General features: G+C 70.6%; 24 protein-coding genes, 1 pseudogene and 1 riboswitch. Of the genes and pseudogenes, 10 read left to right on the forward strand and 15 right to left on the reverse strand.

All coding sequences use genetic code 11. The annotated features are described in order from the left end of the window. Positions 1 to 32: 32 nt before the first annotated feature. Both ACRDSQ_RS11480 and gltB read right to left on the reverse strand, forming a co-directional pair. A complete protein-coding gene (locus tag ACRDSQ_RS11480) occupies positions 33 to 1,532 on the reverse strand; it encodes a glutamate synthase subunit beta (RefSeq protein WP_431420863.1) in 1,500 nt (499 codons plus the stop codon). Then, on the reverse strand, positions 1,525 to 6,066 hold the full coding sequence (gene gltB / locus ACRDSQ_RS11485; RefSeq protein ID WP_431420864.1) for a glutamate synthase large subunit: 4,542 nt from the start codon (positions 6,064 to 6,066) through the stop codon (positions 1,525 to 1,527). Before gltB ends, ACRDSQ_RS11480 begins: the two co-directional genes overlap by 8 nt. A gap of 192 nt (positions 6,067 to 6,258) precedes the next feature. Further along, positions 6,259 to 6,366, forward strand: a riboswitch (cobalamin riboswitch). 103 nt (positions 6,367 to 6,469) lie between these two features. On the opposite strand from gltB, the gene ACRDSQ_RS11490 reads away from it, so the two are divergent. The 4 genes from ACRDSQ_RS11490 to ACRDSQ_RS11505 are packed head-to-tail and all read left to right on the forward strand — an operon-like array spanning position 6,470 to position 9,426. After that, positions 6,470 to 7,399: an ABC transporter substrate-binding protein gene (locus ACRDSQ_RS11490; protein ID WP_431420865.1), complete on the forward strand. Its 930-nt coding sequence runs from the start codon at positions 6,470 to 6,472 to the stop codon at positions 7,397 to 7,399. After that, on the forward strand, positions 7,396 to 8,421 hold the full coding sequence (locus ACRDSQ_RS11495; RefSeq protein ID WP_431420866.1) for a FecCD family ABC transporter permease: 1,026 nt from the start codon (positions 7,396 to 7,398) through the stop codon (positions 8,419 to 8,421). The genes ACRDSQ_RS11490 and ACRDSQ_RS11495 overlap by 4 nt, the downstream gene beginning before the upstream one ends. Then, positions 8,418 to 9,212 carry an ABC transporter ATP-binding protein gene (locus tag ACRDSQ_RS11500; RefSeq protein ID WP_431420868.1) on the forward strand — a complete coding sequence of 265 codons (795 nt, stop codon included), beginning with the start codon at positions 8,418 to 8,420 and terminating at the stop codon, positions 9,210 to 9,212. The genes ACRDSQ_RS11495 and ACRDSQ_RS11500 overlap by 4 nt, the downstream gene beginning before the upstream one ends. Next, a complete protein-coding gene (locus tag ACRDSQ_RS11505; RefSeq protein WP_431420869.1) occupies positions 9,202 to 9,426 on the forward strand; it encodes a hypothetical protein in 225 nt (74 codons plus the stop codon). The genes ACRDSQ_RS11500 and ACRDSQ_RS11505 overlap by 11 nt, the downstream gene beginning before the upstream one ends. A gap of 561 nt (positions 9,427 to 9,987) precedes the next feature. On the opposite strand, the gene lgt is transcribed toward ACRDSQ_RS11505, so the two are convergent. Continuing rightward, a complete protein-coding gene (gene lgt, locus ACRDSQ_RS11510; RefSeq protein ID WP_431420870.1) occupies positions 9,988 to 11,133 on the reverse strand; it encodes a prolipoprotein diacylglyceryl transferase in 1,146 nt (381 codons plus the stop codon). Between the two features lie 93 nt (positions 11,134 to 11,226). Here lgt and ACRDSQ_RS11515 point away from each other — a divergent pair, with 93 nt between their 5' ends. Continuing rightward, the gene (locus tag ACRDSQ_RS11515; RefSeq protein WP_431420871.1) at positions 11,227 to 11,793 is read left to right on the forward strand and encodes a class I SAM-dependent methyltransferase; all 567 of its coding nucleotides are present in this window, start codon (positions 11,227 to 11,229) and stop codon (positions 11,791 to 11,793) included. Here the strand turns inward: ACRDSQ_RS11515 and ACRDSQ_RS11520 are convergent, their stop codons facing one another. The 6 genes from ACRDSQ_RS11520 to ACRDSQ_RS11545 all read right to left on the reverse strand — a co-directional run bounded on the left by ACRDSQ_RS11520 (position 11,794) and on the right by ACRDSQ_RS11545 (position 17,593). Then, a complete protein-coding gene (locus ACRDSQ_RS11520) occupies positions 11,794 to 12,351 on the reverse strand; it encodes a Uma2 family endonuclease (protein ID WP_431420917.1) in 558 nt (185 codons plus the stop codon). Positions 12,352 to 12,490: 139 nt separating this feature from the next. Next, entirely contained in the window at positions 12,491 to 13,282 is a 792-nt protein-coding gene (gene trpA, locus ACRDSQ_RS11525) for a tryptophan synthase subunit alpha (protein ID WP_431420873.1), read from the reverse strand. Next, positions 13,282 to 14,604 carry a tryptophan synthase subunit beta gene (gene trpB / locus ACRDSQ_RS11530; RefSeq protein WP_431420918.1) on the reverse strand — a complete coding sequence of 441 codons (1,323 nt, stop codon included), beginning with the start codon at positions 14,602 to 14,604 and terminating at the stop codon, positions 13,282 to 13,284. The genes trpA and trpB overlap by 1 nt, the downstream gene beginning before the upstream one ends. Then, on the reverse strand, positions 14,583 to 15,392 hold the full coding sequence (trpC, locus tag ACRDSQ_RS11535; protein WP_431420874.1) for an indole-3-glycerol phosphate synthase TrpC: 810 nt from the start codon (positions 15,390 to 15,392) through the stop codon (positions 14,583 to 14,585). Before trpC ends, trpB begins: the two co-directional genes overlap by 22 nt. A gap of 111 nt (positions 15,393 to 15,503) precedes the next feature. Next, positions 15,504 to 16,022, reverse strand: a complete 519-nt coding sequence (locus ACRDSQ_RS11540; RefSeq protein ID WP_431420875.1) for a Trp biosynthesis-associated membrane protein — start codon at positions 16,020 to 16,022, stop codon at positions 15,504 to 15,506. Positions 16,023 to 16,042: 20 nt separating this feature from the next. Further along, positions 16,043 to 17,593, reverse strand: coding sequence for an anthranilate synthase component I (locus tag ACRDSQ_RS11545; protein ID WP_431420877.1), 1,551 nt, complete (start codon positions 17,591 to 17,593; stop codon positions 16,043 to 16,045). A gap of 93 nt (positions 17,594 to 17,686) precedes the next feature. Here ACRDSQ_RS11545 and ACRDSQ_RS11550 point away from each other — a divergent pair, with 93 nt between their 5' ends. Next, positions 17,687 to 18,295, forward strand: a complete 609-nt coding sequence (locus ACRDSQ_RS11550) for a TetR family transcriptional regulator (RefSeq protein ID WP_431420878.1) — start codon at positions 17,687 to 17,689, stop codon at positions 18,293 to 18,295. A gap of 3 nt (positions 18,296 to 18,298) precedes the next feature. Here ACRDSQ_RS11550 and hisI read toward each other — a convergent pair whose 3' ends face one another. From hisI to hisF, 3 genes are read right to left on the reverse strand one after another with little or no spacing between them, the layout of a single operon-like run. Further along, on the reverse strand, positions 18,299 to 18,643 hold the full coding sequence (gene hisI / locus ACRDSQ_RS11555; protein WP_431420879.1) for a phosphoribosyl-AMP cyclohydrolase: 345 nt from the start codon (positions 18,641 to 18,643) through the stop codon (positions 18,299 to 18,301). Then, positions 18,636 to 18,980: a hypothetical protein gene (locus ACRDSQ_RS11560; RefSeq protein ID WP_431420881.1), complete on the reverse strand. Its 345-nt coding sequence runs from the start codon at positions 18,978 to 18,980 to the stop codon at positions 18,636 to 18,638. Before ACRDSQ_RS11560 ends, hisI begins: the two co-directional genes overlap by 8 nt. Further along, on the reverse strand, positions 18,977 to 19,750 hold the full coding sequence (hisF, locus tag ACRDSQ_RS11565) for an imidazole glycerol phosphate synthase subunit HisF (RefSeq protein WP_431420882.1): 774 nt from the start codon (positions 19,748 to 19,750) through the stop codon (positions 18,977 to 18,979). The genes ACRDSQ_RS11560 and hisF overlap by 4 nt, the downstream gene beginning before the upstream one ends. A gap of 57 nt (positions 19,751 to 19,807) precedes the next feature. Between hisF and ACRDSQ_RS11570 the strand changes: the two genes are divergently transcribed. Continuing rightward, entirely contained in the window at positions 19,808 to 20,449 is a 642-nt protein-coding gene (locus ACRDSQ_RS11570) for a TetR family transcriptional regulator (RefSeq protein ID WP_431420884.1), read from the forward strand. 39 nt (positions 20,450 to 20,488) lie between these two features. After that, positions 20,489 to 21,160, forward strand: coding sequence for a maleylpyruvate isomerase family mycothiol-dependent enzyme (locus ACRDSQ_RS11575; protein WP_431420886.1), 672 nt, complete (start codon positions 20,489 to 20,491; stop codon positions 21,158 to 21,160). Between the two features lie 37 nt (positions 21,161 to 21,197). Here ACRDSQ_RS11575 and ACRDSQ_RS11580 read toward each other — a convergent pair whose 3' ends face one another. Both ACRDSQ_RS11580 and ACRDSQ_RS11585 read right to left on the reverse strand, forming a co-directional pair. After that, positions 21,198 to 22,037, reverse strand: coding sequence for a hypothetical protein (locus ACRDSQ_RS11580; RefSeq protein WP_431420887.1), 840 nt, complete (start codon positions 22,035 to 22,037; stop codon positions 21,198 to 21,200). A 17-nt stretch (positions 22,038 to 22,054) separates the two neighbouring features. Beyond that, positions 22,055 to 22,585 carry a hypothetical protein gene (locus tag ACRDSQ_RS11585; protein ID WP_431420889.1) on the reverse strand — a complete coding sequence of 177 codons (531 nt, stop codon included), beginning with the start codon at positions 22,583 to 22,585 and terminating at the stop codon, positions 22,055 to 22,057. A 99-nt stretch (positions 22,586 to 22,684) separates the two neighbouring features. Between ACRDSQ_RS11585 and ACRDSQ_RS11590 the strand changes: the two are divergent. Continuing rightward, a pseudogene (locus ACRDSQ_RS11590) lies at positions 22,685 to 23,170 on the forward strand (ATP-binding cassette domain-containing protein); the annotation flags it as partial. A 230-nt stretch (positions 23,171 to 23,400) separates the two neighbouring features. Continuing rightward, a complete protein-coding gene (locus ACRDSQ_RS11595) occupies positions 23,401 to 24,135 on the forward strand; it encodes an ABC transporter permease (RefSeq protein ID WP_431420891.1) in 735 nt (244 codons plus the stop codon). 29 nt (positions 24,136 to 24,164) lie between these two features. On the opposite strand, the gene ACRDSQ_RS11600 is transcribed toward ACRDSQ_RS11595, so the two are convergent. Next, positions 24,165 to 25,802, reverse strand: coding sequence for an alkaline phosphatase D family protein (locus tag ACRDSQ_RS11600; protein ID WP_431420892.1), 1,638 nt, complete (start codon positions 25,800 to 25,802; stop codon positions 24,165 to 24,167). Positions 25,803 to 25,811: the final 9 nt, after the last annotated feature.

Genomic DNA, 25,811 nt, shown 5'->3' on the forward strand with positions numbered 1-25,811 from the left:
ACGATGTTGTGACACGCACCGTCACTCAGGGTTTAACGCACCATGAGTGGAAGTGCCGTCGGGTGCACCGGGGAGGGCAACTCGGACGCCCCGGTGAGGTAGGTGTCGACCGCGTGCGCCACCGACCGGCCCTCCGCGATCGCCCACACCACCAGGGACGCGCCGCGGTGGGCGTCGCCGCAGACGAACACGCCGGGAGCGGTCTGCCAGTCCGGTCCACAGGAGAGCGTTCCGCGCGGGGTCAGCGACAAGCCGAGCGCGCCGAGCAGCGGCATGTGCTCGACCCCTTCGAAGCCGATGGCCAGCAGGACCATGTCGGCGGGCAGCACGTGCACGTCGTCGGTGACCGGCACGACCTGCCGGATGCCGTCGATCCGCCGGACCTCGACCTCGCGTAGCTGCACCGAGGTCAGGTTGCCGTCGGAGTCGCCGACGAACCGCTCGACGGCGACGGCGAACCGGCGGGTTCCGCTCTCCTCGTGCGCCGGGTAGGTCCGCAGGATCCAGGGCCACACCGGCCACGGCGAGACCTCGTCGTCGCGGGTCTCGGGCGGGCGCGGGTACTGGTCCAACTGGGTGACCGATACCGCGCCCTGCCGGGTCGCGGTGCCGTAACAGTCGGCCCCGGTGTCGCCGCCGCCGATGATGACCACGTGCTTGCCGCGCGCGTCGATCGGTGTCGGACCGTCGCCTTCGACCTGTTTGTTGGCGGGTACCAAGTGGTCCGTGGCCAGGTGCACGCCGCGCAAGTCGCGCCCGGGCACCTCCGGCGCGTCCCGGCCGCGCAGCGCGCCGACGGCCAGCACGACCGCCGCGTGCCGCTCGCGCAACTGCTCCACGGTCAGGTCGACACCGACCTCGCAGCCGGTGACGAACCTCGTGCCCTCGGCCCGTAGCTGGGCGAGCCTGCGGTCGAGGACGCGCTTCTCCATCTTGAACTCGGGGATGCCGTAGCGCAGCAGCCCGCCGAGGCGGTCGTCCCGCTCGTACACCGTGACGTCGTGGCCGGCCCGGGTGAGCTGCTGGGCGGCGGCCAGACCGGCGGGGCCGGAGCCCACCACGGCGACCGAGCGGCCGGAGGACACAGTGGACACCTGGGGCTTGACGTCGCCGCGTTCCCAGGCGACGTCGGCGATGGTGTTCTCCACCCGCTTGATCGTCACCGCTCCCCCGGCGTCCGGGGTGATCGCCAGCACGCACGCCGACTCACAGGGCGCCGGGCACAGCCTGCCGGTGAACTCCGGGAAGTTGTTGGTGGCGTGCAGCCGCTCACCCGCGAGCGCCCAGTCGCCCTGGCGGACGAGGTCGTTCCACTCGGGGATCAGGTTCCCCAGTGGACAGCCCGCGCTCACCGAGTGGCAGAACGGGATGCCGCAGTCCATGCAGCGGCTCGCCTGCTCGCGAACCTGCTTGTCGCGGCAGGCCGGGTCCTGGTCGGCGTAGACCTCGCGCCAGTCACCGAGCCGCTCGGCCACCGGCCGCTTCGGCGCGTCCTTGCGCGGTTGCTTGAGGAAACCGGTCGGATCAGCCACGGGACGCCTCCATCACGGCTTCGTCGACATCGCGGCCCTCGACCCGGGCGATCCGCATCGCCTCCAGCACCCGCTGGTAGTCGCGCGGCATGACCTTGGCGAACGCGGCGGCGCGGCGGGTCCAGTCGCCCAGCAGCGACGCGGCGACCGCGGAGCCGGTGGCCTTGTGGTGTTTGACCACGATCTCGCGCAGCCAGCGCAGGTCGTCGAAGCCGGGGCGCTGGATCTCGACCATCGCCGGGTTGACCTTCGCCGGGTCGAGGGCGAGCACGTATCCGATGCCGCCGGACATGCCCGCCGCGAGGTTGCGCCCGGTCTTGCCGAGCACGACCGCCCGACCGCCGGTCATGTACTCGAAGGCGTGGTCGCCCACACCCTCGGCGACGATCACCGCGCCGGAGTTGCGCACCCCGAACCGCTCCCCCACGCAGCCGCGCAGGAACACCTCGCCTGACGTGGCGCCGTAGGCGATCACGTTGCCCGCGATGACTTGGCGCTCGGCGGCGAACGGGGCCTCCGGGTGCGGGCGGACGATGATCCGGCCGCCCGAGAGCCCCTTGCCCACGTAGTCGTTGGCGTCGCCGACCAGGTCCAGGGTGATTCCCTTGGGCAGGAAGGCGCCGAGCGACTGGCCCGCGGAGCCGGTCAGTGTCACGTGGACGGTGTCCTCGGACAGGGTGTCGCCGTAGCGGCGGGTGATCTCCGCGCCGAGCAGGGTCCCGACCGTGCGGTTGACGTTGCGCACGGGCAGTTCCAGCCGCACCGGCAAGGCGTCCTCCAGCGCGGGCTCGGCCAGCCGCATGATCGTCCGGTCCAGTGCCCCGGCCAGGCCGTGGTCTTGCGCCCGAACGCGCCTGCGCGCCCCGCTCACGGGCGGCACCTCGAAGACCGGGGCGAGGTTCATGCCCTCGGTCTTCCAGTGCGACACCGCTTCGTCGACGTCGAGCAGTTCGGCGTGGCCGACGGCGTCGTCGATGGTGCGGAAACCCAGCGCGGCGAGGTGTTCGCGGACTTCCTCGGCGACGAACCGGAAGTAGTTGACGACGTGCTCGGCCTGGCCGGTGTAGCGCTTGCGCAGCACCGGGTTCTGCGTGGCGACACCGACCGGGCAGGTGTCGAGGTGGCAGACGCGCATCATCACGCAGCCCGCGACGATCAGCGGCGCGGTGGCGAAGCCGAACTCCTCGGCGCCCAGCAGCGCCGCCACGATGACGTCGCGGCCGTTCTTGAGCGCACCGTCGACCTGCACGGTGATCCGGTCGCGCAGGCCGTTGAGCATGAGCGTCTGCTGGGTCTCGGCGAGGCCGATCTCCCAGGGCGTGCCCGCGTGCTTCAGCGAGTTGAGCGGTGAGGCGCCGGTGCCGCCGTCATGTCCGGAGATCAGCACGACGTCCGCGTGTGCCTTCGACACACCTGCCGCGACCGTTCCGACGCCTGCCTCGCTGACCAGCTTGACGTGGACGCGGGCGTTCTCGTTGGCGTTCTTCAGGTCGTGGATGAGCTGGGCCAGGTCTTCGATCGAGTAGATGTCGTGGTGCGGCGGCGGCGAGATCAGCCCGACCCCCGCGGTGGAGTGCCGGGTGCGGGCGATCCACGGGTAGACCTTGTTCGGCGGAAGCTGGCCGCCCTCACCGGGTTTCGCGCCCTGGGCCATCTTGATCTGGATGTCGTCGGCGTGCACGAGGTACTCGCTGGTGACGCCGAACCGTCCACTCGCGACCTGCTTGATCGCCGAGCGCCTGCGCGGGTCATGCAGGCGGTCGGGGTCCTCTCCGCCCTCACCGGTGTTGGACCGGCCGCCGATGCTGTTCATCGCGATGGCGAGCGTCTCGTGCGCCTCGGCGGAGATCGAGCCGTAGGACATGGCGCCGGTGTTGAACCGGCGCAGGATCGACTCGACCGGCTCGACCTCATCGATCGGGATCGGCGTGCGGCCCTCGGTCCTCAGCGCGAACATCCCGCGCAGCGCGCCGCCCTCGCGGTTGAGCCGGTCGACCTCGGCGGAGTACTCGCGGTAGACGTCCTCGCGACCGGTCTTCGTCGCGTGCTGCAACAGGAAGACCGTCTCCGGTGTGAACAGGTGCAGTTCGCCCTCGCGGCGGTAGGCGTACTCCCCGCCGACCTCCAGCCGCCGGTAGACGCGGTCGGTCGGGTTCTCCGGGTGGGCCCGGCGGTGCCTGCTCTGGGCCTCGCGGGCGATCACGTCCAGGCCGACGCCGCCGAGCTTGGACAGCGTGCCGGTGAAGTACTCGTCGAGCAGGTCTTGGGCCAAGCCGAACGACTCGAAGACCTGCGCGGCGGTGTAGGCGCCGACGGTCGAGATGCCCATCTTGGACATGATCTTGAGGACACCCTTGACCAGCGCCTGCACGTACCGGCGGATCGCGGTGCGCGGCTCGACGCCGGTGATGGCGCCGTGGGTGATCAGGTCCTCGATCGTCTCGAAGGCCAGGTACGGGTTGACCGCCGCCGCTCCGTAGCCCAGCAACAGGGCGATGTGGTGCACCTCGCGGGCGTCGCCGCTCTCCACGACCAGCGCGACCCGCAGCCGCTCCTTGGTGCGCACCAAGTGGTGGTGCACCGCGGAGACCAGCAGCAGCGACGGAATCGGCGCCATCCGGTGATCGGAGTCGCGGTCGGAGAGCACGAGGATGCGTGCGCCCGCCTCGATCGCCGCGGACGCCTCACGGCGGACGCGTTCGATGGCCGACGCGAGCGCCGCTCCTTCGCCGTCCACCTCGTAGAGTCCACTCAGGACGGTGCTGGCGTAGCCGGGGAGGTCGCCGTCGTCGTTGACGTGGATGAGCTTGGCCAGCTCGTCGTTGTCGATGACCGGATACGGGAGCTGGATGTGCCTGCACGAGGCCGGTCCGGGCTCCAGCAAGTTCTGCTCCGGGCCCATGATGCGCCGCACGGAGGTGACGATCTCCTCGCGGATCGCGTCCAGCGGCGGGTTCGTCACCTGGGCGAAGTTCTGCTTGAAGTAGTCATAGAGCAGCCTTGACCGCTGCGACAGCGCGGCGGGCGGGGTGTCGGTGCCCATCGACCCGATCGGCTCGGCGCCGGTGATCGCCATCGGCGTGAGGAGGATCTTCACTTCCTCCTCGGTGTAGCCGAAGGTGACCTGGCGGCGCTGCACCGACTCGTGCGTCTGCACGACGTGTTCGCGGTCGGCCAGGTCGGCGATCTTGAGCAGGCCGGCGTGCAGCCACTCCTCGTACGGGAGCTGGTCGGCCAGCTCGGACTTGACCTGGTCGTCGTCGACGATCAGGCCCGCCTCCGTGTCGACCAGGAACATCCGGCCCGGCTTGAGGCGTCCCTTGGCGACGACCTCGCTCGGCGGCACGTCGAGCACACCCGTCTCGCTGGCCAGCACGATGCGGTCGTCCTTGGTGCGCCACCAGCGCGCCGGGCGCAGGCCGTTGCGGTCGAGCACCGCGCCGACGAGCGTGCCGTCGGTGAACGTGACGCAGGCCGGGCCGTCCCAAGACTCCATCAGGCTGTTGTGGAACTGGTAGAACGCGCGGCGCTTCGGGTCCATCGTGGCGTGGTTCTCCCACGCCTCCGGGATCATCATCAGCACCGCGTGCGGCAGCGAGCGCCCGCCGAGGTGCAGCAGCTCCAGCACCTCGTCGAAGGACGCGGAGTCCGAGCCGTTGGGGTCGACGATCGGGTAGAGCCTGGTCAGGTCGCCGGGGATGCGGTCGGACGCCAGCAGGGCCTCACGGGCGCGCATGCGGTTGCGGTTGCCGCGGACGGTGTTGATCTCCCCGTTGTGCGCGACGTAGCGGAACGGGTGCGCCAGCGGCCAGGACGGGAAGGTGTTGGTCGAGAAGCGGCTGTGCACGAGCGCGATCGCGCTGGTCAGGCGCTCGTCGCGCAGGTCGGCGAAGAACGCGGGGACCTGCGCGGTGGTCAGCATTCCCTTGTAGACCAGGGTGCGCGATGACAGCGACGGGAAGTAGATCTCGCTGCCCGCGTGCTCGACCCGCTTGCGCACGCAGAACGCGAGGCGGTCCAGCTCGATCCCGGCGGCCGCGGAGTCCTCGGACTCGGCGGCGAGGAACGGCATGGCGAAGTGGGGCATCACCGACAGCGCGGTCGGCCCCAGGCCCGCGCCCACCGGGTCGACCGGGACGTGGCGCCAGCCCAGCACGCGAAGCCCCTCTTCGACGGCGGTGCGCTCGATCAGCTCGACGGCCTTGGCCCGGTCGTCGGCGTCGGCGGGCAGGAAGGCCAGGCCGGTGGCGTAGCGGTGGTGGCCGTGCTCGTCGGGCTCTGGCAGCTCGAACGCTGCTTCGGCGCGCAGCAACTCATCCGGCAGCTGCACAAGGATGCCCGCGCCGTCGCCGCTGGTCGGCTCCGCGCCCGCGGCACCCCGGTGTTCGAGATTGGCCAGCGCGGTGAGGGCGTCGGTGACGATGGCGTGGGACCGGCGGCCATGGATATCGGCCACCATCGCCACGCCACAGGCGTCGCGCTCCGCCGCCGGGTCATAGAGGCCCATAGGCGAGGGGAGTGCGGAAAAGATCATGCTGCGCCGGCCTTCCACTGTCTTCATCGCGCTCAGGAGCGGTGTTCGCTTCGTTGATGGTGACTGAACGAAGCCACTCTGGCGCGGGACGGCAGCGGCCCGCGGGTCACCCGAGTTTAACAGTCCTGAAACGAGTCAGCCTGGGCACGCGGGGTAGGGCGGCCCACCGGCTGCTAGCGTCAGCGGGCCGGGCGGTTACGCCCGTTCGGCGGCGTGCGCGGAAAGCGAAGTCCGGTGCGAATCCGGCGCTGTCCCGCAACTGTGATGGCTCCTCGCGGAGCCGAGCCAGGTCGCCTGCCGACGCACGCCGACGCCTTCCGCCCCCGGCGCAGGGGTGCGGCGTCGCGACCGCGTCGAGCGGCGGCGGCCCGTGCCCGGCCCGGCCCACGACTCGAGGTTCCTCATGACCCCGCAGACCCCCAGACGCGCGCGACGTCTGGCACTCGTCCTCGCCGCGGCGCTCGCCATCGCAGGCTGCGCCACCCGCGCCGAGGAACCCCCGCCCGCCGCACCGGCCGACGCCTTCCCGGTGACGGTGACCGCGCCGAACGGCAAGCCGCTGACGCTCGACCGCAAGCCGGAGCGGATCGTGTCGCTCTCGGCCAGTGCCACCGAGACGCTGTTCGCGATCGGCGCGGGCAAGCAGGTCGTGGCGGTCGACGAGCAGTCGACGTTCCCGGCCGAGGCGCCCAAGACCACGCTGTCGGGCCTGACGCCGAACGTCGAGGCCATCGCGGGCCACACGCCGAACCTGGTGATCGCCTCCGGCGACGCGGGCGACATGGTCGCGGGCCTGGGCAAGCTGGGCATCCCCGTGCTGATCCTGCCCGCGGCCAAAAGCCTCGACGACGTCTACGCGCAGTTCGACCTGGTCGGCAAAGCCACCGGCAACGCGGCGCAGGGCGCGGACCTGGCGCGGCGGACGAAGGAGGACATCGAGAAGATCGTCCGCGACACGCCCAAGTCCGAGACGCCGCTGAGCTACTACCACGAACTCGACACCGACCTCTACTCCGTGACGTCGAAGACGTTCATCGGCAAGGTCTACGGCCTCTTCGGGATGACCAACATCGCCGACGCGGCCGACACCGACGCGAGCGGCTACCCGAAGCTGTCGGCGGAGTACGTGATCAAGGCCAACCCCACGCTGATCTTCCTCGGCGACACCAAGTGCTGCGGACAGACCGCGGAGACGGTGGCGCTGCGGCCCGGCTGGAACACCATCGACGCGGTGACCAAGAACCGCGTGGTCGCGCTCGACGACGACCTCGCCTCGCGCTGGGGCCCGCGGATCGTCGACCTGGTCCGCGCCGTGGCCGACGCGCTCAAGTGACCCGCGCGCGGCTCACCCCGGCGGTCCTGGCCACGGCGCTGCTGGTGCTGGTGGCCTCGGTCGTGGTGTCCACCCTGCTCGGCGCGGCCGGGCTGGGGTGGACGCGGGTGATCCGCGAGATCGTCGCCCAGCTCACCGGCGGTGTCTCGCCGCTGAGCGAGCGGGAAGCGGCGATCGTGTGGCAAGTGCGGTTCCCGCGCGTGCTGCAGGCCGGTCTGGTGGGGGCGGCGCTGGCTGTGTCCGGCGCCGCCTACCAGGGGGTGTTCCGCAATCCGCTGGCCGACCCGTACCTGCTGGGCGCCGCCGCGGGCGCGGGGATGGCGGCCACGCTGGTCGTCGTCACGGCACCGTCGGCGGCGGGCTGGATCATCGGGCCGCTGCCGCTCGCGGCGTTCGCGGGGGCGCTCGGCGGGGTTGGGCTGACCTGGGTGCTGGGGCGGTCCGCGGGCGGTGGCACGGCGGTCCTGCTGCTGTCGGGGATCGCCGTGGCGGCGTTCCTGACGTCGATCCAGACGTTCGCGCAGCAGCTCAACACCGACACGATCAAGCAGGTCTACACGTGGATGCTGGGCGGGCTGAACACCAGCGGGTGGCATGAGGTGCTGCTGACGCTGCCCTACATCACCGTGTCGGCGATCGTCCTGTGCCTGTGTGGGCGGCTGCTCGACGTCCTCGCGGTCGGCGACGAGGAGGCGGCGTCGCTGGGTATCCGGCCGGGTCGGGTGCGGGTGATCGTGCTGCTCGCGGCGTCGCTGGCCACCGCGGCGGCGGTCGCGGTGAGCGGGCTCATCGGGTTCGTGGGGATCGTGGTCCCGCATGTCGTGCGGTTGCTGGCCGGGTCCAGCTATCGGGTGGTGGTGCCGCTGTCGCTGGTCGGCGGGGCGGTGTTCCTGATCGTCGCGGACCAGGTGGCCCGGACGGTCGTCGCGCCTGGCGAACTGCCGATCGGCGTGATCACCGCGTTCACCGGCGCCCCGTTCTTCCTGCTGGTGCTGCGGATGAACCGGGGGCGCGTGCGATGACGCTGGTGCTTCGCGATGTCACCGCCGGGTACGGCGGTCGGCCCGCAGTGTCGGGGGTGACGGTCGAGGTGCCGGCGGGCAGCTGGCTGGCCGTCATCGGACCGAACGGGGCAGGCAAGTCAACGCTGCTCAAGTCCATCGCCGGGCTGGTGCCCAGCCAGGGCGTGATCACCCTGGGCGGGCACGCAACGTCGTCGATGCCCGCGCGCGACCGGGCACGCGCGATCGGGTACGCGCCGCAGACGCCGTTGATCCCGGAGGGGCTGTCGGTCACCGACTACGTGTTGCTCGGGCGGACACCGCATCTGGCGACCCTGGCCCGTGAAGGCCCGCGCGACCTGGCTGTGGTCACCCAGGTACTGGCCCGGCTCGATCTGTCGGAGCTGGCTGGGCGGCGGCTGCGGACGCTGTCCGGCGGCGAACGGCAGCGGGCGGTGCTGGCCAGGGTGTTGGCGCAGGAGGCGGGCCTGCTTCTGCTGGACGAGCCGACCGCGGGCCTGGACATCGGGCACGCGCAATCCCTGCTGGAACTCGTCGACCGGTTGCGCGCGGAGGACGGCGCCACGGTGGTCAGCACCCTGCACGACCTGCCCCTCGCCGCCCAGTACCCCGACCGGCTCCTGCTGCTGGACGCGGGCGCCCCGGTGGCGGCTGGGACGCCGCACGAGGTTCTCCGCGCGGACCTGATCGCCCAGCACTACGACGCCAAGGTCGAAGTGTTATCCACAGGCCAAGGTCATCCCGTGGTGGTGCCGGCACGTTCCGTGACACACTTTCGCCATGGGGAATAAGCGGCTGGGGGCCGCGCTCGCAGTGATCATCGGCGTCTTGGTGGCCGCCGTCGGACTGTGGGCGTGGGCAGGCGGAACACCGACCCAGGCGGGCTCCGACGGCCCACCTTCATCGACTTCCGCACCCAAGACCACCACAGATCCGGTGGCGAGCCGGACGCCTGGCGGCGTGCCGTACCAGGGTGACGGTCCGCCGAACTGGGTCGACAACTGAGGCCACCTGCAGCCACGGGACCTGACACCGGAAGCCCGCGCCCTGCTCGAGACCAAGGCTGTCGAGGTCCAAACGGCACTCGACCGTCTGCGCGCCCCGGAGTTACCGCGCGCGGCGGCGGTCGAGGAGGCCCTGGTCGCCCTCGGCTACCCCGCCGACTCGGTCTTCGCCGAAGACGTCGCGGCGTCGTCGGACCAGCGGGCGGTCGTCTTCGGCATCTCGACCTCCGGGGGCTGCGTCAAGGGATCGGTGCTGACCACGCAGACGCGGGTCGAGGTGGACGGACTGATCCCCGAATGGGGATGCCGCACCCCAACGACCCACTGACGGTGGCCACGCGGGTTCCGCACGCGGTGCCTCGCCCCGGCCACCGAGTCACGGTGGTGCTCCCCCGGCCGCTGAGTCTGGGTGGCGGTCCCGGTCCTTGCTGCCTCTCATCACAACCAGCTGTACCCAGCCATCAGGTTGGTAGCAGGCGGCTGATGGGTGGGTACAGCTAGAACCGCCCCCACCCGGCTGAGCGGGTGAGGGCGGCGCTTCGGTGCTTCGAGGCGGCGGCGGTCAGCTGGTGGGCTTGGCCTCGTTGCCGGACTTCGCGGCCCCGGTGGTCTCGGGGGTCTCGGGGGTCTCGTCGGCCGGTGCGGCAGTGTCGTTCGCGGCCGTGCTGTCGGTGTCCGGCTTGGCGGTGTCCGGGGTGTCGGTGTCCGGGGTGTCCGCGGCCTCGTCGACGCGCTCGGAGTCGACGGGTTCGACGGCGTCGAGGTCGGTGTCCTCGTCGATCACGGTGACCGGTTCACCGTCGATGGCGTCCACTGTGGACAGCTCTTCGCGGGGGCCGCGGCGGCGGGCGATGATGATGTAGGCGATGGCGCCGACGAACAGCACGGCTGAGGTGAAGACGTTGATGCGCAGGCCGAGCACCTGGGTGGCCGGGTCGGTCCGCATCATCTCGATGACCCCGCGGCCCACGGTGTAGCCGGCGACGTACACGGCGAAGGCGCGGCCGTGGCCGAGGCGGAACTTGCGGTCCGCCCACACGACTAGCAGCGCGACGAGGAGGTTCCAGATCAGTTCGTAAAGGAACGTCGGGTGCACCGGGCTGCCGTCGACCAGCGTGTGGCTGGCCTCCGCGACACCGTTGAGCGGGTCCTCGACGCCGAACTCGTTGAAGCGGCGGTAGATCTCCAGGCCCCAGGGCAGGTCCGTCGGACCGCCGTACAGTTCCTGGTTGAAGTAGTTGCCGATCCGGCCGATGGCCTGCGCGGTGACGATGCCGGGTGCGACGGAGTCGGCGAAGACGGGCAGTGGCACACCCTTGCGCCTGCAGCCGATCCACGCACCGACGCCGCCGAGGGCGATGGCACCCCAGATGCCAAGACCACCGTCCCAGATGCGCAGCGCGTCGAGCGGGTTCTTGCCCTCACCGAAGTACCGGTAGTAGTCCGTCGCGACGTGGTAAAGCCTGCCGCCGACCAGGCCGAACGGGACGGCCCACACGGCCACGTCGATGACCGTGCCGGGGGCGCCGCCGCGGGCGATCAGCCGCCGCTCCCCCCACCAGATCGCGACGACGATGCCCACGATGATGCACAGGGCATAGGCCCGCAGCGGGAGCGTGATGAACCCGAGGTCGAGTTTCCACACGCCTTGGTCGGGGCTGGGGATGTTCGCCAGGATCAGGCTGGAAGCGCTTGTCACGGGGCACACGGTAACGGCTCGCCGTCACCTCGGCGTGAAGAGGTGGCACCCAGGCCGTCGGCGCGCCACAATGCGCGCACCAGCAGTGCCAGGAGGCAGACGATGCCCAGCGTCGAAGAGAACCTCAACCAGTGGTCGAACCACGAATGGTCCTCGGGCGGTGACGAGTGGTCGGTCGGCTATGGCGGCACCGAGGCGATGTGGACGTGGACGATCCGCCCTCGCATCGGCCCGTTCCTGCCCGCCGGGCACATCCTTGAGATCGCCCCCGGATTCGGGCGCGCCACCCAGTACCTGGCGCCGTCGTGCAACCGCCTGACCGTGGTGGGCCTGACCCAGCGGTGCATCGACGCCTGCAAGAAGCGCTTCGCCGACCTCGACCACATCGAGTACCACGTCAACGACGGCTTGTCCCTCGACATGGTCGAGAACGACTCGGTCGACTTCGTGTTCAGCTGGGACTCGCTGATCCACGTCGAGGAAGACGTCATCCGCGGCTACCTGGCCCAACTGGCCAAGAAGCTGGTCCCCGGCGGCACGGGCTTCCTGCACCACTCGAACATGGCCGCCTACCGCGGCGCAGACGGCGAACTCACCTTCTTCACCGATGTGCAGAAGCGTCAGGCCACGCAGATCCGCGAGATCACCCGGCCATACCGAGTGGCCTGATCAAGCCAGCGCGATATCGGCGGTGAATGGCTCACCGAACCGCAGCTTGCCCGCCCTGCTCACCGCGATCTCGACGTAGTCCGCCCCGTCGAGACGAAACAACATCGCAGTGGCGGGGCGCGGGACCGGATCGACAAGCAGGTAGTAGCGAATACCCGCTTCGGCGTAGAGAGTCCGCTTAAGTGCCTTGTCATGCGAACGTGAGGATGGAGAGATCACTTCGACCACAAGGAGAATGTCGTCGGCCTTGTAGTACAGCGTGTCGACATCTGGGGTCTTGATGACAGCCACGTCAGGAATCAGCAGTCGCTCGGAGCTGAGGACGACGTTGACCCCGGCGAGGATCTCCAGGTGTTCGGGGAGATCGGCTTCAAGGCCGATGTCGACTCGGCGCTGGACGCGTTGATGCCGCGAATCCGGCGCGGGGCTCACGTGGAGCGACCCATCGATGAGCTCGATCCGCTGACCGTGATCTTCGGGCATGGCGAGGATGTCCTCGAGCGTCCACGGCTGCGGATGCCAGGGCATGCGCGGTTGTTCTTCGGGCGTGACGGGCATGGCCACGTCGAGTCACCTCCGGGGTTCGCCCAACTGTCACCAGTGTGACATGCCGGACCTGAGCAGATGGCGTGCATGACACCAGCTTGATCAGCACCACCGACAGAAACAGGCCCTGGGAGGGCTCCGACCTGGAGATTCACCCGATGGGGGTCGGCGCCTTCCGGACGCCCGCCGCCAGCTCCGTGGCCAGCTCACGGACCGAGTCGACGCCGGAGGCGGCGCGGGTGACGAAGGCGGAGCCGACGATCACCGCGTCCGCGAACGCCGCGACCTCCGCGGCCTGTGGGCCCGAGCGGACACCCAGGCCGACCGCGACCGGCAGGGCCGTGTGCGCGCGGGTGCGGGCAACCAGCCCCTCCGCGGCCGAGCCGACCGCGTCGCGGGCGCCGGTGACGCCCATGACGGCCGTGGCGTAGACGAAGCCGGACGACGCCTTCACGGTGCTCGCGATCCGCTCGTCCGACGACGACGGCGCGACCAGGAAGATCCGGTCCAAGCCGTGCTCGGTGGACGCGGCCATCCAGTCGGCGGCCTCGTCCGGGATCAGGTCCGGGGTGATGATGCCCAGACCACCGGCCGCGGCGAGGTCACGGGAGAAGGCGTCGACCCCGTACTTGTACACCGGGTTCCAGTACGTCATCACGACGGCCTTGCCCCCGTGCGCCGACACCGCCTCGACCACGCGGAACACATCGCGCAGGCGGAAGCCGTTGCTGAGGGCCTCGACGGCGGCGGCCTGGATGACCGGGCCGTCCATCACCGGGTCGGAATACGGGACGCCGACCTCGACCAGGTCGCAGCCGGCGTCGATCATGCCCTTGAGCAGCTCGATCGAGGCGTCGACGGTCGGGTATCCGGCGGGCAGGTAGCCCACCAGGGCGGCGCGGCCCTCGGCCCGGGTGCCCTCGAACAGTGTGGCCAGGCCCATCAGGACTCCTCGGTGTCTTGCGGGACACCCGCACCCGGTCGGCCGTCACGTGCAGGAGGAGCGTCGCACGCGCCTGCCTCCTGGTAGAAGCCGAAGTACTTCGCGGCGGTGTCCATGTCCTTGTCACCGCGACCAGACAGGTTGACCAGGATCAGGCCCTCGGGACCGAGTTCCTGACCCAGCTTGAGCGCGCCTGCCAGCGCGTGCGCCGACTCGATCGCCGGGATGATGCCCTCGGTGCGCGAGAGCAGCTTGAACGCCGCCATCGCCTCGTCGTCGGTGGCCGAGCGGTACTCCGCGCGGGCGGTGTCCTTGAGCCACGCGTGCTCGGGGCCGACGCCCGGGTAGTCCAGGCCCGCCGAGATCGAGTACGCCTCGACCGTCTGGCCGTCCTCGTCCTGCAACAGGTAGGACAGCGCGCCGTGGAGCATGCCGGGGGTGCCCTCGGACAGCGTCGCACCGTGCTCGCCGGACTCGATGCCGTGGCCCCCGGGCTCGATGCCGACCAGCCGCACGTCGGCGTCATCGATGAAGCCGTGGAAGATGCCGATCGCGTTGGAGCCGCCACCGACGCACGCGGTGACCACGTCGGGCAGCCTGCCCGCGAGGTCGAGGATCTGGGCGCGCGCCTCGATGCCGATGACCTTGTGGAAGTTGCGCACCATCAGCGGGAACGGGTGGCCACCGGCCGCCGTGCCCAGCAGGTAGTGCGTGGTGTCCACATTGGTCACCCAGTCGCGCAGCGCCTCGTTGATGGCGTCCTTGAGGGTGCGTGAGCCGGACTTGACCGGGATGACCTCGGCGCCGAGCAGCTTCATCCGGGCGACGTTGAGCGCCTGGCGCTCGGTGTCGACCTCGCCCATGTAGACGACGCAGTCCAGGCCCATGAGCGCGCACGCGGTGGCCGTGGCCACGCCGTGCTGGCCCGCGCCGGTCTCGGCGATGACCCGCTTCTTGCCCATGCGCTTGGTCAGCAGCGCCTGGCCCAGCACGTTATTGATCTTGTGCGAGCCGGTGTGGTTCAGGTCTTCGCGCTTGAGGAACACCCGCGCGCCGCCCGCGTGCTCGGCGAAGCGGGGAGCCTCGGTCAGCAGCGACGGCCTGCCCGCGTAGTCCCGCAGCAGCCGGGCGAACTCGTCGGTGAACTCCGGGTCGAGCCGGGCCTTGTCGTACTCCGCGGTCAGCTCGTCGAGCGCCCCGATCAGCGCCTCCGGCATGTACCGGCCGCCGTACGGGCCGAAGTGGCCCCGCTCGTCCGGATCGTGCTTGCGCGGCGCCTCGGCGTCGGGCGCGGTGCCACTCATCGACTCGGCCTCGGGCAGGCGGGGTGGGAACCGGCGGTGACCAGCTGGATGAGCGCGGCGCGCGGGTCGTCGGTGGCGAGGAGGCCCTCGCCGACCAGCACCGCGTCGGCACCGGCCCCGGCGTAGGTCATCAGGTCGCTCGGGCCGCGGACACCGGACTCGGCGATCTTGACGATGCCCGAGGGCAGTCCCGGCGCGAGCCTGCCGAAGACGTCGCGGTCGACTTCGAGTGTGTGCAGGTCACGGGCGTTGACGCCGATCACCTTGGCACCTGCTTCCAGGGCGCGGTCGGCTTCTTCGGCGGTGTGCACCTCGACCAGCGCGGTCATGCCGAGCGACTCGACGCGGTCGAGCAGCGACGCCAGCGCGTTCTGTTCGAGCGCCGCGACGATGAGCAGCACCAGGTCGGCGCCGTGCGCGCGGGCCTCGTGCACCTGGTAGGGGCTGACGATGAAGTCCTTGCGCAGCACCGGAATGTCCACGACGGCACGCACGGCGTCGAGGTCGGCGAGGGAGCCGCCGAAGCGCCGCTGCTCGGTGAGGACGCTGATGACCCGGGCGCCCGCCTCGGCGTAGTCCTTGGCCAGCGCGGCGGGATCGGCGATGGCCGCCAGGTCACCCTTGGAGGGGCTGCGCCGCTTGACTTCGGCGATCACACCCACATCCGAACCGCGCAACGCGCTCATCGCGTCCCTGGGGGCGGGCGCCTTCGCCGCCAACTCCTTGATGACGTCGAACGGAATCGCCGCCTCGCGAACGGCAAGGTCCTCCCGGACACCGTCGACGATCGATTCGAGGATGCTCACTGGCCACCCTCGATCGATGTTCGGCTCGTGTAGTGCCTCACAAGCATTGCCCCTTCCGCCTAAATGATGCTAACTCCGAGCCTTCCGACGGTCTGGCACCGGGTCCGCGCTTCAGCTCTCCCGCGCGGTGGGATCGTCCCCCTCGGACAGCGCCCGCCAGAGATCCGGTTCGGAGGCGTTAGACTCGTTGGCCGCCTTCGGAGTCCGGTACTTGGAGCCGAGCCGGGGCATGCGGCGCCCGCGGACGACCAGGAGCAGTCCGGCGGCCACCATGAGCGCCCCGCCGGTCACCGCGAGTGCGCGTCCCCAGAGCAGCGGATCGCCGCCCAGCGGCAGGATCAGCGGCACGAGCCCCAAGAGCGCCACCAGGCCGCCGACAGCCACCCGGGCCCAGCCGCCCAGCGCGATGGCCGCGGCGATGGCGGCGAGCGAGAACAGTGCCAGCGGCACCAGCGCGGGCAGCATGTCGGCGCCGACCACCGGGACCGTCTCATAGGCGTCGATGTCGAAGGCACGCCCTGGCGGCAGCCGGGAGTCCGTACCCCAGCCAAGCCGCGACGAGCCCCACAGCGACAGCGCCGCCAGCGCCAGCAGCAGGCAGACTGTCCATAATGGACGCTTAGCGTTCATGGCCGCGCACAAGGGAAAACTCAGCCACCGGTGGCCTCACGCATGGTCTCCGCGGTGGCGATGGCGGCCAGGACCGCCCCCGCCTTGTTGACACACTCGGTGTCCTCGGCCGCGGGGTTCGAGTCGGCGACGATGCCCGCGCCCGCCTGCACGTACGCGACGCCGTCGCGGATGAGCGCGGTGCGGATGGCGATGGCGGTGTCGCCGTCGCCCGCGAAGTCGAGGTAGCCCACGACGCCGCCGTAGAGGCCGCGCCGAGTCGGCTCCAGTTCCTCGATCAGCTCCATCGCCCGCGGCTTGGGCGCGCCGGAGAGGGTGCCCGCCGGAAAGCAGGCCGCGACCGCGTCGAACGCGGTCTTGCCCTCGGCCAGCTCGCCGGTGACCGTGGAGACGATGTGCATGACGTGGCTGTAGCGCTCGACCCGGAAGAAATCGACGACGTGCACGGTGCCGGGCTTGCAGACCCGGCCCAGGTCGTTGCGGCCGAGGTCGACGAGCATGACGTGCTCGGCGCGCTCCTTCTCGTCGGCCAGCAGGTCCTTCTCCAGGATCTGGTCTTCCTCGGGGTCGGCCCCGCGCCAGCGGGTCCCCGCGATGGGGTGCGTGGTGGCGCGGCCGTCCCGGACGGTGACCAGGGCCTCGGGGCTGGAGCCGACGATGCTGAACCCGTCGAGCTTCAACAGGTACATGTACGGGCTCGGGTTGGTCGTGCGCAGCACCCGGTAGACGTCGAGCGGGTTGGCCTGGGTCCGCATCTCGAACCGCTGCGACACGACCACCTGGAACGCCTCACCGGCGCGGATCGCCTCCTTGGCGGTCTCGACGGCGGCCTGGTATTCGGCGGGTTCGCGCCTGCGCACGTAGTCCGGCTTGGGCCGGTCGAACACCGCGGCCGTGGGCGCGGCGGGCGTCTGCAGGTCGTGGGTCATCGCGTTGAGCCGGGCGACTGCGTCGTCGTAGGCCGCGTCGACCCGCTCGGGCGAGTTGTCCCAGTTCACGGCGTTGGCGATGAGGGTGATCGTGCCCTCGTGGTGGTCGAGCGCGGCCAGGTCGGTGGCCAGCAGCATGACCAGCTCGGGCAGCTTCAGGTCGTCCTCGGCGAGCTCGGGGAGCCGCTCCAGCCTGCGGACCGCGTCGTAGCCGACGTAGCCGACCATCCCGCCGGTCAGCGGCGGCAGCCCGGGCAGTGGGTCGGTGTGCAGCGCCTTGACCGTCTCGTTGAGCGCCTCGAGCGGGTCGCCGCCGGTCGGCAGGCCCACCGGCGGGGTGCCGACCCAGTGCGCCTCGCCGCCGGTGGCGGTGAGTGCGGCGGGGCTGTTCACGCCGACGAACGACCAGCGCGACCAGGAGCGCCCGTTCTCGGCGGACTCGAACAGGAAGGTGCCCGAGCGGTCGCCCGCGAGCTTGCGGTAGACCCCCACGGGTGTCTCAGCGTCGGCGAGGACCCGCCGCACGACCGGGATGACGCGTCGGTCGGCCGCGAGGGCGTGGAACTCCTCGCGGGTGGGGCTGATCTCACCCATCCCGGTGGTCGAGGGGACCCGGGACGCGATGCCGATGGCGCTGACCATGGCGACATTCTGCCGGGTGGGGATCCGGCGCGTGGGGAGTGGGGTAATTCAACATATGTTGAACTATTCTCGCGACTGCCCCATCATCATGCTATGGCGGACGAAGTTCAGCAGACCCCCAAGCGCGGGCGTCGACCCGGCGGCACCGACACGCGCGCCGCGCTGCTCGCCGCCGCCCGTGAGGTGTTCAGCGAACAGGGGTACGACGGGGCCACCGTCCGGGCGATCGCGGCGCGCGCCGGGGTGGACGCCGCGATGGTCAACCACTGGTTCGGCGGCAAGGAAGCGCTGTTCGGGGAGGCGGTGCTGCAGCTGCCGTTCAACCCGAAGGAGATCATCGCCCACCTGCTCGAAGGCGGGATCGACGATCTGGGCACCCGGATCATCCGCGCGTTTCTCACCACCTGGGACGCCCAGGGGGGCGGGGTGTTCGCCGCGCTGATCCGCAGCGTCGCCGCGCACGAGCAGGTGGCCAACGTGCTGCGCGAGTTCTTCCTCAAGAACGTGTTCGCCCAGCTCGCGGGGAAGGTGGCCGACGACCGGACGGATCTGCGGGCCAACCTGGTGGCTTCGCAGATGATCGGCCTCGGCGTGGTCCGCTACGTCGCCAAGTTCGACCCGCTGGCGGACAGCGATGTGGAGACCTTGGTCCGGGCGATCGGCCCGAACGTCCAGCGCTACCTCACCGGCTCGCTGGACTGACGCCTACGCCTCAAGAAGCCGCCGGGCGTCGAAACAGGTGCGGTCCCCGGTGTGGCAGGCCGCGCCTTCCTGGTCGACGGTGAGCAGAATCGTGTCGCCGTCGCAGTCCAGTCGGACGTCATGGACCTGCTGGGTGTGGCCGGACGTCTCGCCCTTGACCCACAGCTCGCCGCGGCTGCGGGAGAAGTACGTGGCCCTGCGCGTGGTCAGGGTGAGGTGCAGTGCCTCGTCGTTCATCCAGGCGACCATGAGGACCTCGCCGGTGCCGCGCTGCTGGGCGACGGCGCACACGAGGCCTTCGGCGTTGCGCTTGAGGAGGCCGGCGATCTCCGGGTCCAGCTCAGTCATTCGGCACTCCAGTGAAGTGGGCCCGCGCGGGGCCGGTCAGCAACAAGATCACCACGTACATGTGTGCCGCGGCGAGGACGCCGGACGCCACTCGGACCCACCACGGCAAGGCACCCAGGGTGATCACGGTGTGCACCAAGGCGAGCAGCCCGACCGCCACGAGAGCGGCCACGCGGACCCGGGTCCACATCGCCGCGACGGCAATGGCCGCGATCACCGCCAGCACCACCGGAAACCGCACCACGCCCGGGTCGTCGCGGAGCGGCGCGAGCCCGAGGAAAACCACCGCCGCGGCGACGACGATCGCCGCCGACAGCCGGATTTCCAGCGGTCTCACCGCACCTCGACCCCGGAGGCCCGAAGGGTGTCCTTGACCTCGCCGATGCGCAGCTGTCCGAAGTGGAACACGCTGGCGGCGAGGACCCCGTCGGCGCCATGGGCGACGGCGGGCGGGAAGTGCTCCAGCGCGCCCGCTCCCCCGCTGGCGATCAGGGGGACGTCCACGACGGCGCGGACCAGGTCGATCAGGTCGAGGTCGAAGCCCGCCTTGGTGCCGTCGGCGTCCATCGAGTTGAGCAGGATCTCGCCGACGCCGAGTTCCTGGCCGCGGGCGGCCCACTCGACGGCGTCGATGCCGGTGCCGCGCCTGCCGCCGTGGGTGGTGACCTCGAAGCCGGACGGCGTCGGGGCGAACCCCTCGGGGACGCGGCGGGCGTCGACCGACAGCACGATGCACTGGGCGCCGTAGCGGTGGGAGGCCTCGCGGAGGAACTCGGGGCGGGCGATCGCGGCGGTGTTGATGCTCACCTTGTCGGCGCCCGCACGGAGCAGTTTGTCGACGTCGCCGACCTCGCGGACGCCACCGCCGACCGTCAGCGGGATGAAGACCTGCTCGGCTGTGCGGCGGACCACGTCGAAGGTGGTCTCACGGTCCGAAGAGGACGCGGTGACGTCCAGGAAGGTCAGCTCGTCGGCGCCTTCGGCGTCGTAGGCGGCGGCCAGTGCCACCGGGTCGCCCGCGTCGACCAGGTCGGCGAAGTTGACACCCTTCACCACCCGGCCCGCGTCGACGTCGAGACAAGGGATCACGCGCACCGCTACAGACATGCCTTCGAGCCTACGTGGCGGCGATACTGGGGTCCGAAGGACCACGAAGGGGAGGCGATGGCAGGCCGCAGACCGGGACAGACCCAGACGCGCGAGCACATCCTGACCGCCGCGCGCAGCCAGTTCGGCGCGCTCGGGTACGGCGGCGCGACCATTCGCGGGATCGCGGCGGAGGCCTCGGTGAACCCGGCTCTCATCCACCACTTCTTCGGTACGAAGGAGCAGGTCTTCGTCGAGGCGCTGAGCCTGCCGGTCAACCCGACGGTCATGGCCGAGGTCGTGCTGAACGGCCCCCGGGACCACGCGGGCGAGCGACTGGTGCGGCTGATGCTCGGCCTGTGGTCGGCCCCGGAACCCAGCAAGTCCTTCCTGGCCCTGCTGCGCTCGGTGTCGACCAACGAACAGGCCGCCAAGATGCTCCGCGAATTCCTGGAGCGCGCGGTGCTGACGAAGGTCGCGGAGGCGCTGGGGGTCCCCCGGCTGCGGATGACGGCGATGGCCGCACAGCTGGTGGGCCTGGCGATGGTCCGGTACGTGGTGCGGGTGGAGCCGATGGCCTCGGCGTCGGATGACGAGGTCGTCGCCGTGGTCGCGCCGGTGATCCAGCACTACCTGGACGGCGACGGGCCGGTCCAGGCAGGCGAAGTTCTTTCAAGCCCGAGCGACGATTCCGCGCGGGCGGCGCGGTCTCGCTGGTGAACGACCGCGAACGATTCGTCCTGACCCAGGAGTTCCGCCATGACCACACCAGAACGATCAACAGACCTCCGCCGCGCGACCGATATCTGGCCACTGGTGCACGCTGAGCGCGTGGCGTTGTCGGCGGACCTCGCCGACCTGACCGACCGCCAGTGGGCGACGCGGTCGTTGAGCGCCGATCTCACGGTGCGCGAGGTGCTCGCGCACCTCACCGCGGCGGCGAGCCTCACCCCAGTGCGATGGCTGGCGGGGGTGATCCGCTGCCGGTTCGACTTCGACAAGCAGGTCGCCATGCGGCTGGCCCAGCACCTGGGCGCGACGCCTGCCGATACGCTCGCGCGGTTCCGACAGGTGGTCATCAGCACCACCAAACCACCCCTTCCGGTCGTCGCGATGCTCGGCGAAGCGGTCGTGCACGGCGAGGACATCCGCAGGCCGCTGGGTGTCCGACGCGACTACCCGGTCGCCACGCTCACTCGGCTGGCCGATTACTACCAGGGTTCAGACCTCGTCGTCCTCGCCAAAGGCCGCATCGGCGGCCTCCGACTGGTCGCCGCCGACGGCCCGTTCGCCACCGGCTCCGGGCCGTTGGTGTCCGGCGCGACCCTGGCCCTGATCATGGCCATGACCGGCCGCACCCTCTACTGCGAGGAACTCGACGGCGACGGCGTCGCCGTTCTCCGCGAGCGTTGCGCGGCAGCGCGGCCGTGACCCAGCGACAGCTGTGGCGAAGAGGGTGAACGCGACCTCAACGGCTGCCCGCGACCGGTTTCGTGGCCAGGCGCACGAGTCGCATGGCGAGGCTGGGGCGGGCGACCCGCCACGCCGAGGGCTCCACCGGCGCTTGGCCGTAGGACGGGATGCCGTCGGTGATCAGCTCGGTGATTCTCGGCTCGTCCAGCGACTTCGCCGCGAAGTCGTAGAGCTGTCGCAGCCGCGGGATGATCACGCCGAAATCGAGCAGCCGGGGCAGGCGGCCTTCCTCTGCGATGAGCCGGGCCAGCGAGCCGCCCGCCACCGGGTAGTGCTGCGGGAACACCCGGCGCAGGCTGAGGAACAGGCCGACCGTCCCATAGCGAGGGTCGCCGAGATGTCTGGCCGCGCGGCCGAGTCTGCCCGCGGCCAGCCGGGGCTCGGCGACCAGCGCGTGCGCGTAGAGCGCGCGGACCAGCGTCACGTTGATCATGAAACGTTCGAGCGGGGTCTCGTCGTGGGCGAGTTCCTCGTGTTCGAGGTAGCCGGCGACGATGCTGGCGTTGTGCGCCCGGTACCAGGTGACCGGCGTGGGCGTGCGGACGAAGTCGGTCCAGAGTTCGACCGCGCGCGAGGACACGTGGCCACCGCGGGCCAGGTCGGCCTCGATCTTGTCGCGCAGCAGGCGCTCGTTGACCGCCCGCCACCACGGGCTCCCCCGCACCGGCGACAGCACGCCGCGCTCGAACTCCCAGCGCAGGAAGCTCAGCTCGCCCCGCGCGAAACCGCGCCGGGCGGGGGTCTCGTAGAACTCCCCAGCGAGCCGGAACCGGCCCGCGGCGTCGTCGCGGACCTGCTCGACCCGCTCTTCGGCGGCCTCGCGGTGTCGTGCCATCGAGACCAGGGTGTCAGCTAAGCCACTGGTTGTGCGCGCCAGCGGTGCATGAGGTCGGCCACGGCTCGGGCGTCATCGAGCAGGACCCGGACTTCGACTCGGGCTTCCTCCAGTTGCAGATCGCGGTCGACCAGCAGGCCCTTGCGCCCCTCGGCGCCGCGCCAGCGGCTTGTCGCGCGGCGTTCCATGTGGGCGGCTTTGCGGATCATCGCGACTGGCCTGCGATTCTCCTTCACGAGTTCGCGGTGGACCTTCACCAAGCCGACGACGAGTTGGTCGATCGGCTTGCCGACACCGAACCGCACGGAGTCCTCGGCGGCGGCCGCGGCCCGGGCGATGGCGGTGTCCGGTTCGAACAGCGCCTCGACGACCGGCAGCGCCGCCGTCGCCTCGCCCCCGGCGTCGAAGGACGCCACCGCCGCCTCCCACGTCCCGATCCCGCCGCGCACCGTGGAGAGGAACCGCTCGGGCATCTCGTCGACGCGCAACCTGGGACGGTCGGCGGACATGGCCAGCAACAGCGCGGACATGGCTTGGGCGGCGGGCATCGGACCTCCGGGTAGTGCGTCGGCGTGATCACCGTACGACTCGAACGGTCCCGTGCGTACCTCTTGACGGGCGAACTCCACGGGCGCAGAATTAAACGCATGACTAATTCTGCGGTGCTGGTACACGGCCTGCGGGTCCGCCGCGGCGGTCTCGAGGTGCTGCGCGACGTCGGGTTCGAGGTGCCACGCGGATCGGTCACCGGTCTGCTCGGGCCCAGCGGGTGCGGCAAGACGACGCTGATGCGCGCGATCGTCGGCGCACAGATCGTCGAGGGTGGCGAGGTGACGGTCCTCGGCCTGCCCGCGGGCGACCCGAAGCTGCGCGACCGGGTCGGGTACGCGACCCAGAACCCGGCCGTCTACGCCGACCTGACAGTGGCGGAGTGCTTGCGCTACTTCGCTTCCGTGCTCAAGGCGCCCGCGTCCGATGTGGACCGGGTGATCGCCGACGTCGACCTCGGCGGCCAGGCGAACCAGCTCGTCGGCAAGCTCTCCGGCGGCCAGCGCAGCCGGGCCAGCCTGGCGGTCGCGCTGCTCGGCGAGCCGGAGCTGCTGGTGCTCGACGAGCCCACGGTCGGCCTGGACCCAGTCCTGCGCGACGACCTCTGGGCGCTGTTCGGCAGGCTCGCCAAGGCGGGCACGACGCTGCTGGTGTCCAGTCACGTGATGGACGAGGCCGCCCGCTGCGAGCGGCTGCTGCTCATGCGCGAGGGCGCCATCCTCGCCGACGACACCCCGGAAGGCCTGCGCGTCGACACCGGCAAACACGACCTGGAACAGGCGTTCCTGCACCTGGTGCGATCGAGGGAGGCGGCGTGAACGCGACCATCACCCTGGCCACGGCCCGGCGGATCCTGACCCAGCTGCGGCACGACCCGCGCACCATCGCGATGCTGCTGCTGGTCCCCACCCTGCTGATGACGCTGCTCCGGTTCGTGTTCAACAACGAGCAGGTGTTCAGCCGGATCGCGCCCGCGCTGCTCGGCGTGTTCCCGTTCGTGATCATGTTCCTGATCGCCTCGGTCACGACCCTGCGCGAGCGCACGACGGCCACGCTCGAACGGCTGATGACCATGCCCCTGGCCAAGCTCGACCTGATCCTGGGCTACGCCATTGCCTTCGGCGGGATCGCGGTGTTCCAAGTGGGCATCGCGACCGGCGTCTCGGTGCTGTGGCTGGGACTCGACGTCGCCGGTTCGGTGTGGACGCTGCTGCTGATCGCGGTGCTCGACGCCCTGCTGGGCATGGCACTCGGGCTGCTGGTCAGCGCGTTCGCGACCAGCGAGTTCCAGGCGATCCAGTTCATGCCGCTGTTCGTCCTGCCGCAGTTCCTGCTGTGCGGGCTGCTGCAGCCGCGCGACAGCATGGGCTGGGTGCTCAACGCGCTGTCCGACGTGATGCCGCTGTCCTACGCCGTCGACGCCCTCACCCAGGTCACCCGCTCCGCCGAGGTCGACCTGACGCTGCTGCGCAACCTGGTGGTCGTCGGGGCCTGCGTCGTGCTCGCCGTGGTCCTGGGTGCGGCGACCCTGCGCCGCCGCACCCCCTGACTCGCCCGTCTTTCTGGAAATCCGGCCTCCTAGGCGACCGGCGAACCGGCGGGCCTGACCTTCTGCGTGCCGACCGGCGTGGCCAGCGACTTCGCGTGCCGCGCGCCGGAGGTCGGGCTGAGCCGGTCGCCGATGTAGTACCAGTCCATCTGGACGCGCCGCGGGTTCACGTCGACCACCGAGTAGCCGTGCGAGTCCAGCTCGATGTACTTGAGGTGCCAGTTCCCCGCGTACAGCGCGGTTTCCGCGACCACGGACCCGGTCCGCGCCGGGATCTTGAGGATGTCGTCGATGTTGTCGCTGGTCACCGAGGTCGTGACGAACTCGGTGGCCACACTGTTGCCGTTCCACCAGTAGCTGGAGCGGTCGATCGGCACGTCCGCGCCCCACGACGAGTGGATGTCGCCGGTCAGGAACACGGTGTTCTTGACCCGGTTGTCCTTGAGGTGCCCCAACAGTTCCTGCCGGTCGGCGGTGTAGCCGTCCCAGGCGTCGGAGTTGGCCGCGACGCCGCCGAGCGGCAGCCCGAGCAGGCTGCCGAGCGCTTCGAGGAACCGCGCCTCGACGTTGCCCACCGAGATCGGCGTGATCATCACCGAGTTGCCGACGAGCTTCCAGGTGGCGTCCGTGCCGGACAGACCGGACTTGAGCCACGCCATCTGCGGGTCGCCGGTGATCGTGCGGGCCGGGTCGTTCGGGTCGCCGGAGGACGGGGTGGTCTGCAGCGAGCGGTAGCTGCGCAGGTCGAGCAGGGACAGTTCGGCGAGCCGTCCCCAGCGGAACCGCCGGTAGATCTGGCCGTCGGGTCCCTGGCGCACCGGCATCCACTCGAAGTACGCCTGTCGCGCCGCGGCCTTGCGCGCGTTCCAGTCGCCTTCGTTCGGCTGGTGGTTCTGGGCGCCGCCGGACCAGGTGTCGTTGGCGTACTCGTGGTCGTCCCAGGTGATGAACCACGGCTGGGCGGCGTGCAGCGCCTGGAGATCCGGGTCGGTCTTGTACTGGGCGTGGCGGCGGCGGTAGTCGGCGAGGGAGAGCATCTCGTGGGCGGGCTCGTGCGGGCGGACGGTCACGCCACCGGCACCGAAGCCGCCCACCTGGTACTCGTAGAGGTAGTCGCCGACATGCAGGACACCGTCGAGATCGGCGCGCGCCGCGAGGTGGCGGTAGGCGGAGAAGTAGCCTGCCTGCCAGTTCGAGCAGGACACCTGGCCGAGGCGCAGCTTACTCACGGCCGCGTCCACAGCCGGGGCGGTCCGGGTGCGCCCGGTCGCCGAGGCGATGCCGTCGAGCGTGAACCGGTAGTAGTAGACGGTCGCCGAAGCCAGTCCCCCGGCCTCGACCTTGACGGTGTGGTCGCGCGCGGGGCCGGTCGTGGCGGCGCCCGACTGGACGATGTTGGCGAACGCCGAGTCGGTCGCCATGTCCCAGTGGACCTCGACCTCCGGGCCCGCACCGGAGCCTGGAGTTGCCTCGGGAGTGGGCGTGACACGGGTCCACAGTAGGACGCCGTCGGGTAAGGGGTCACCTGAGGCGACACCGTGCGCGAACTGCGGCACGGCCGCCGCACTGGCCGGGGAAGCCAGCGCGGCCGGGATGAGCAGGGCGCCACCGGCCACCGCTGAGGTGCGGAGGAAGGCGCGGCGATCGAACGATGTGGTGGGAGTCACGCCTACAAG

It is taken from the genome of Actinokineospora sp., from assembly GCF_050699995.1.
GTDB lineage: Bacteria > Actinomycetota > Actinomycetes > Mycobacteriales > Pseudonocardiaceae > Actinokineospora.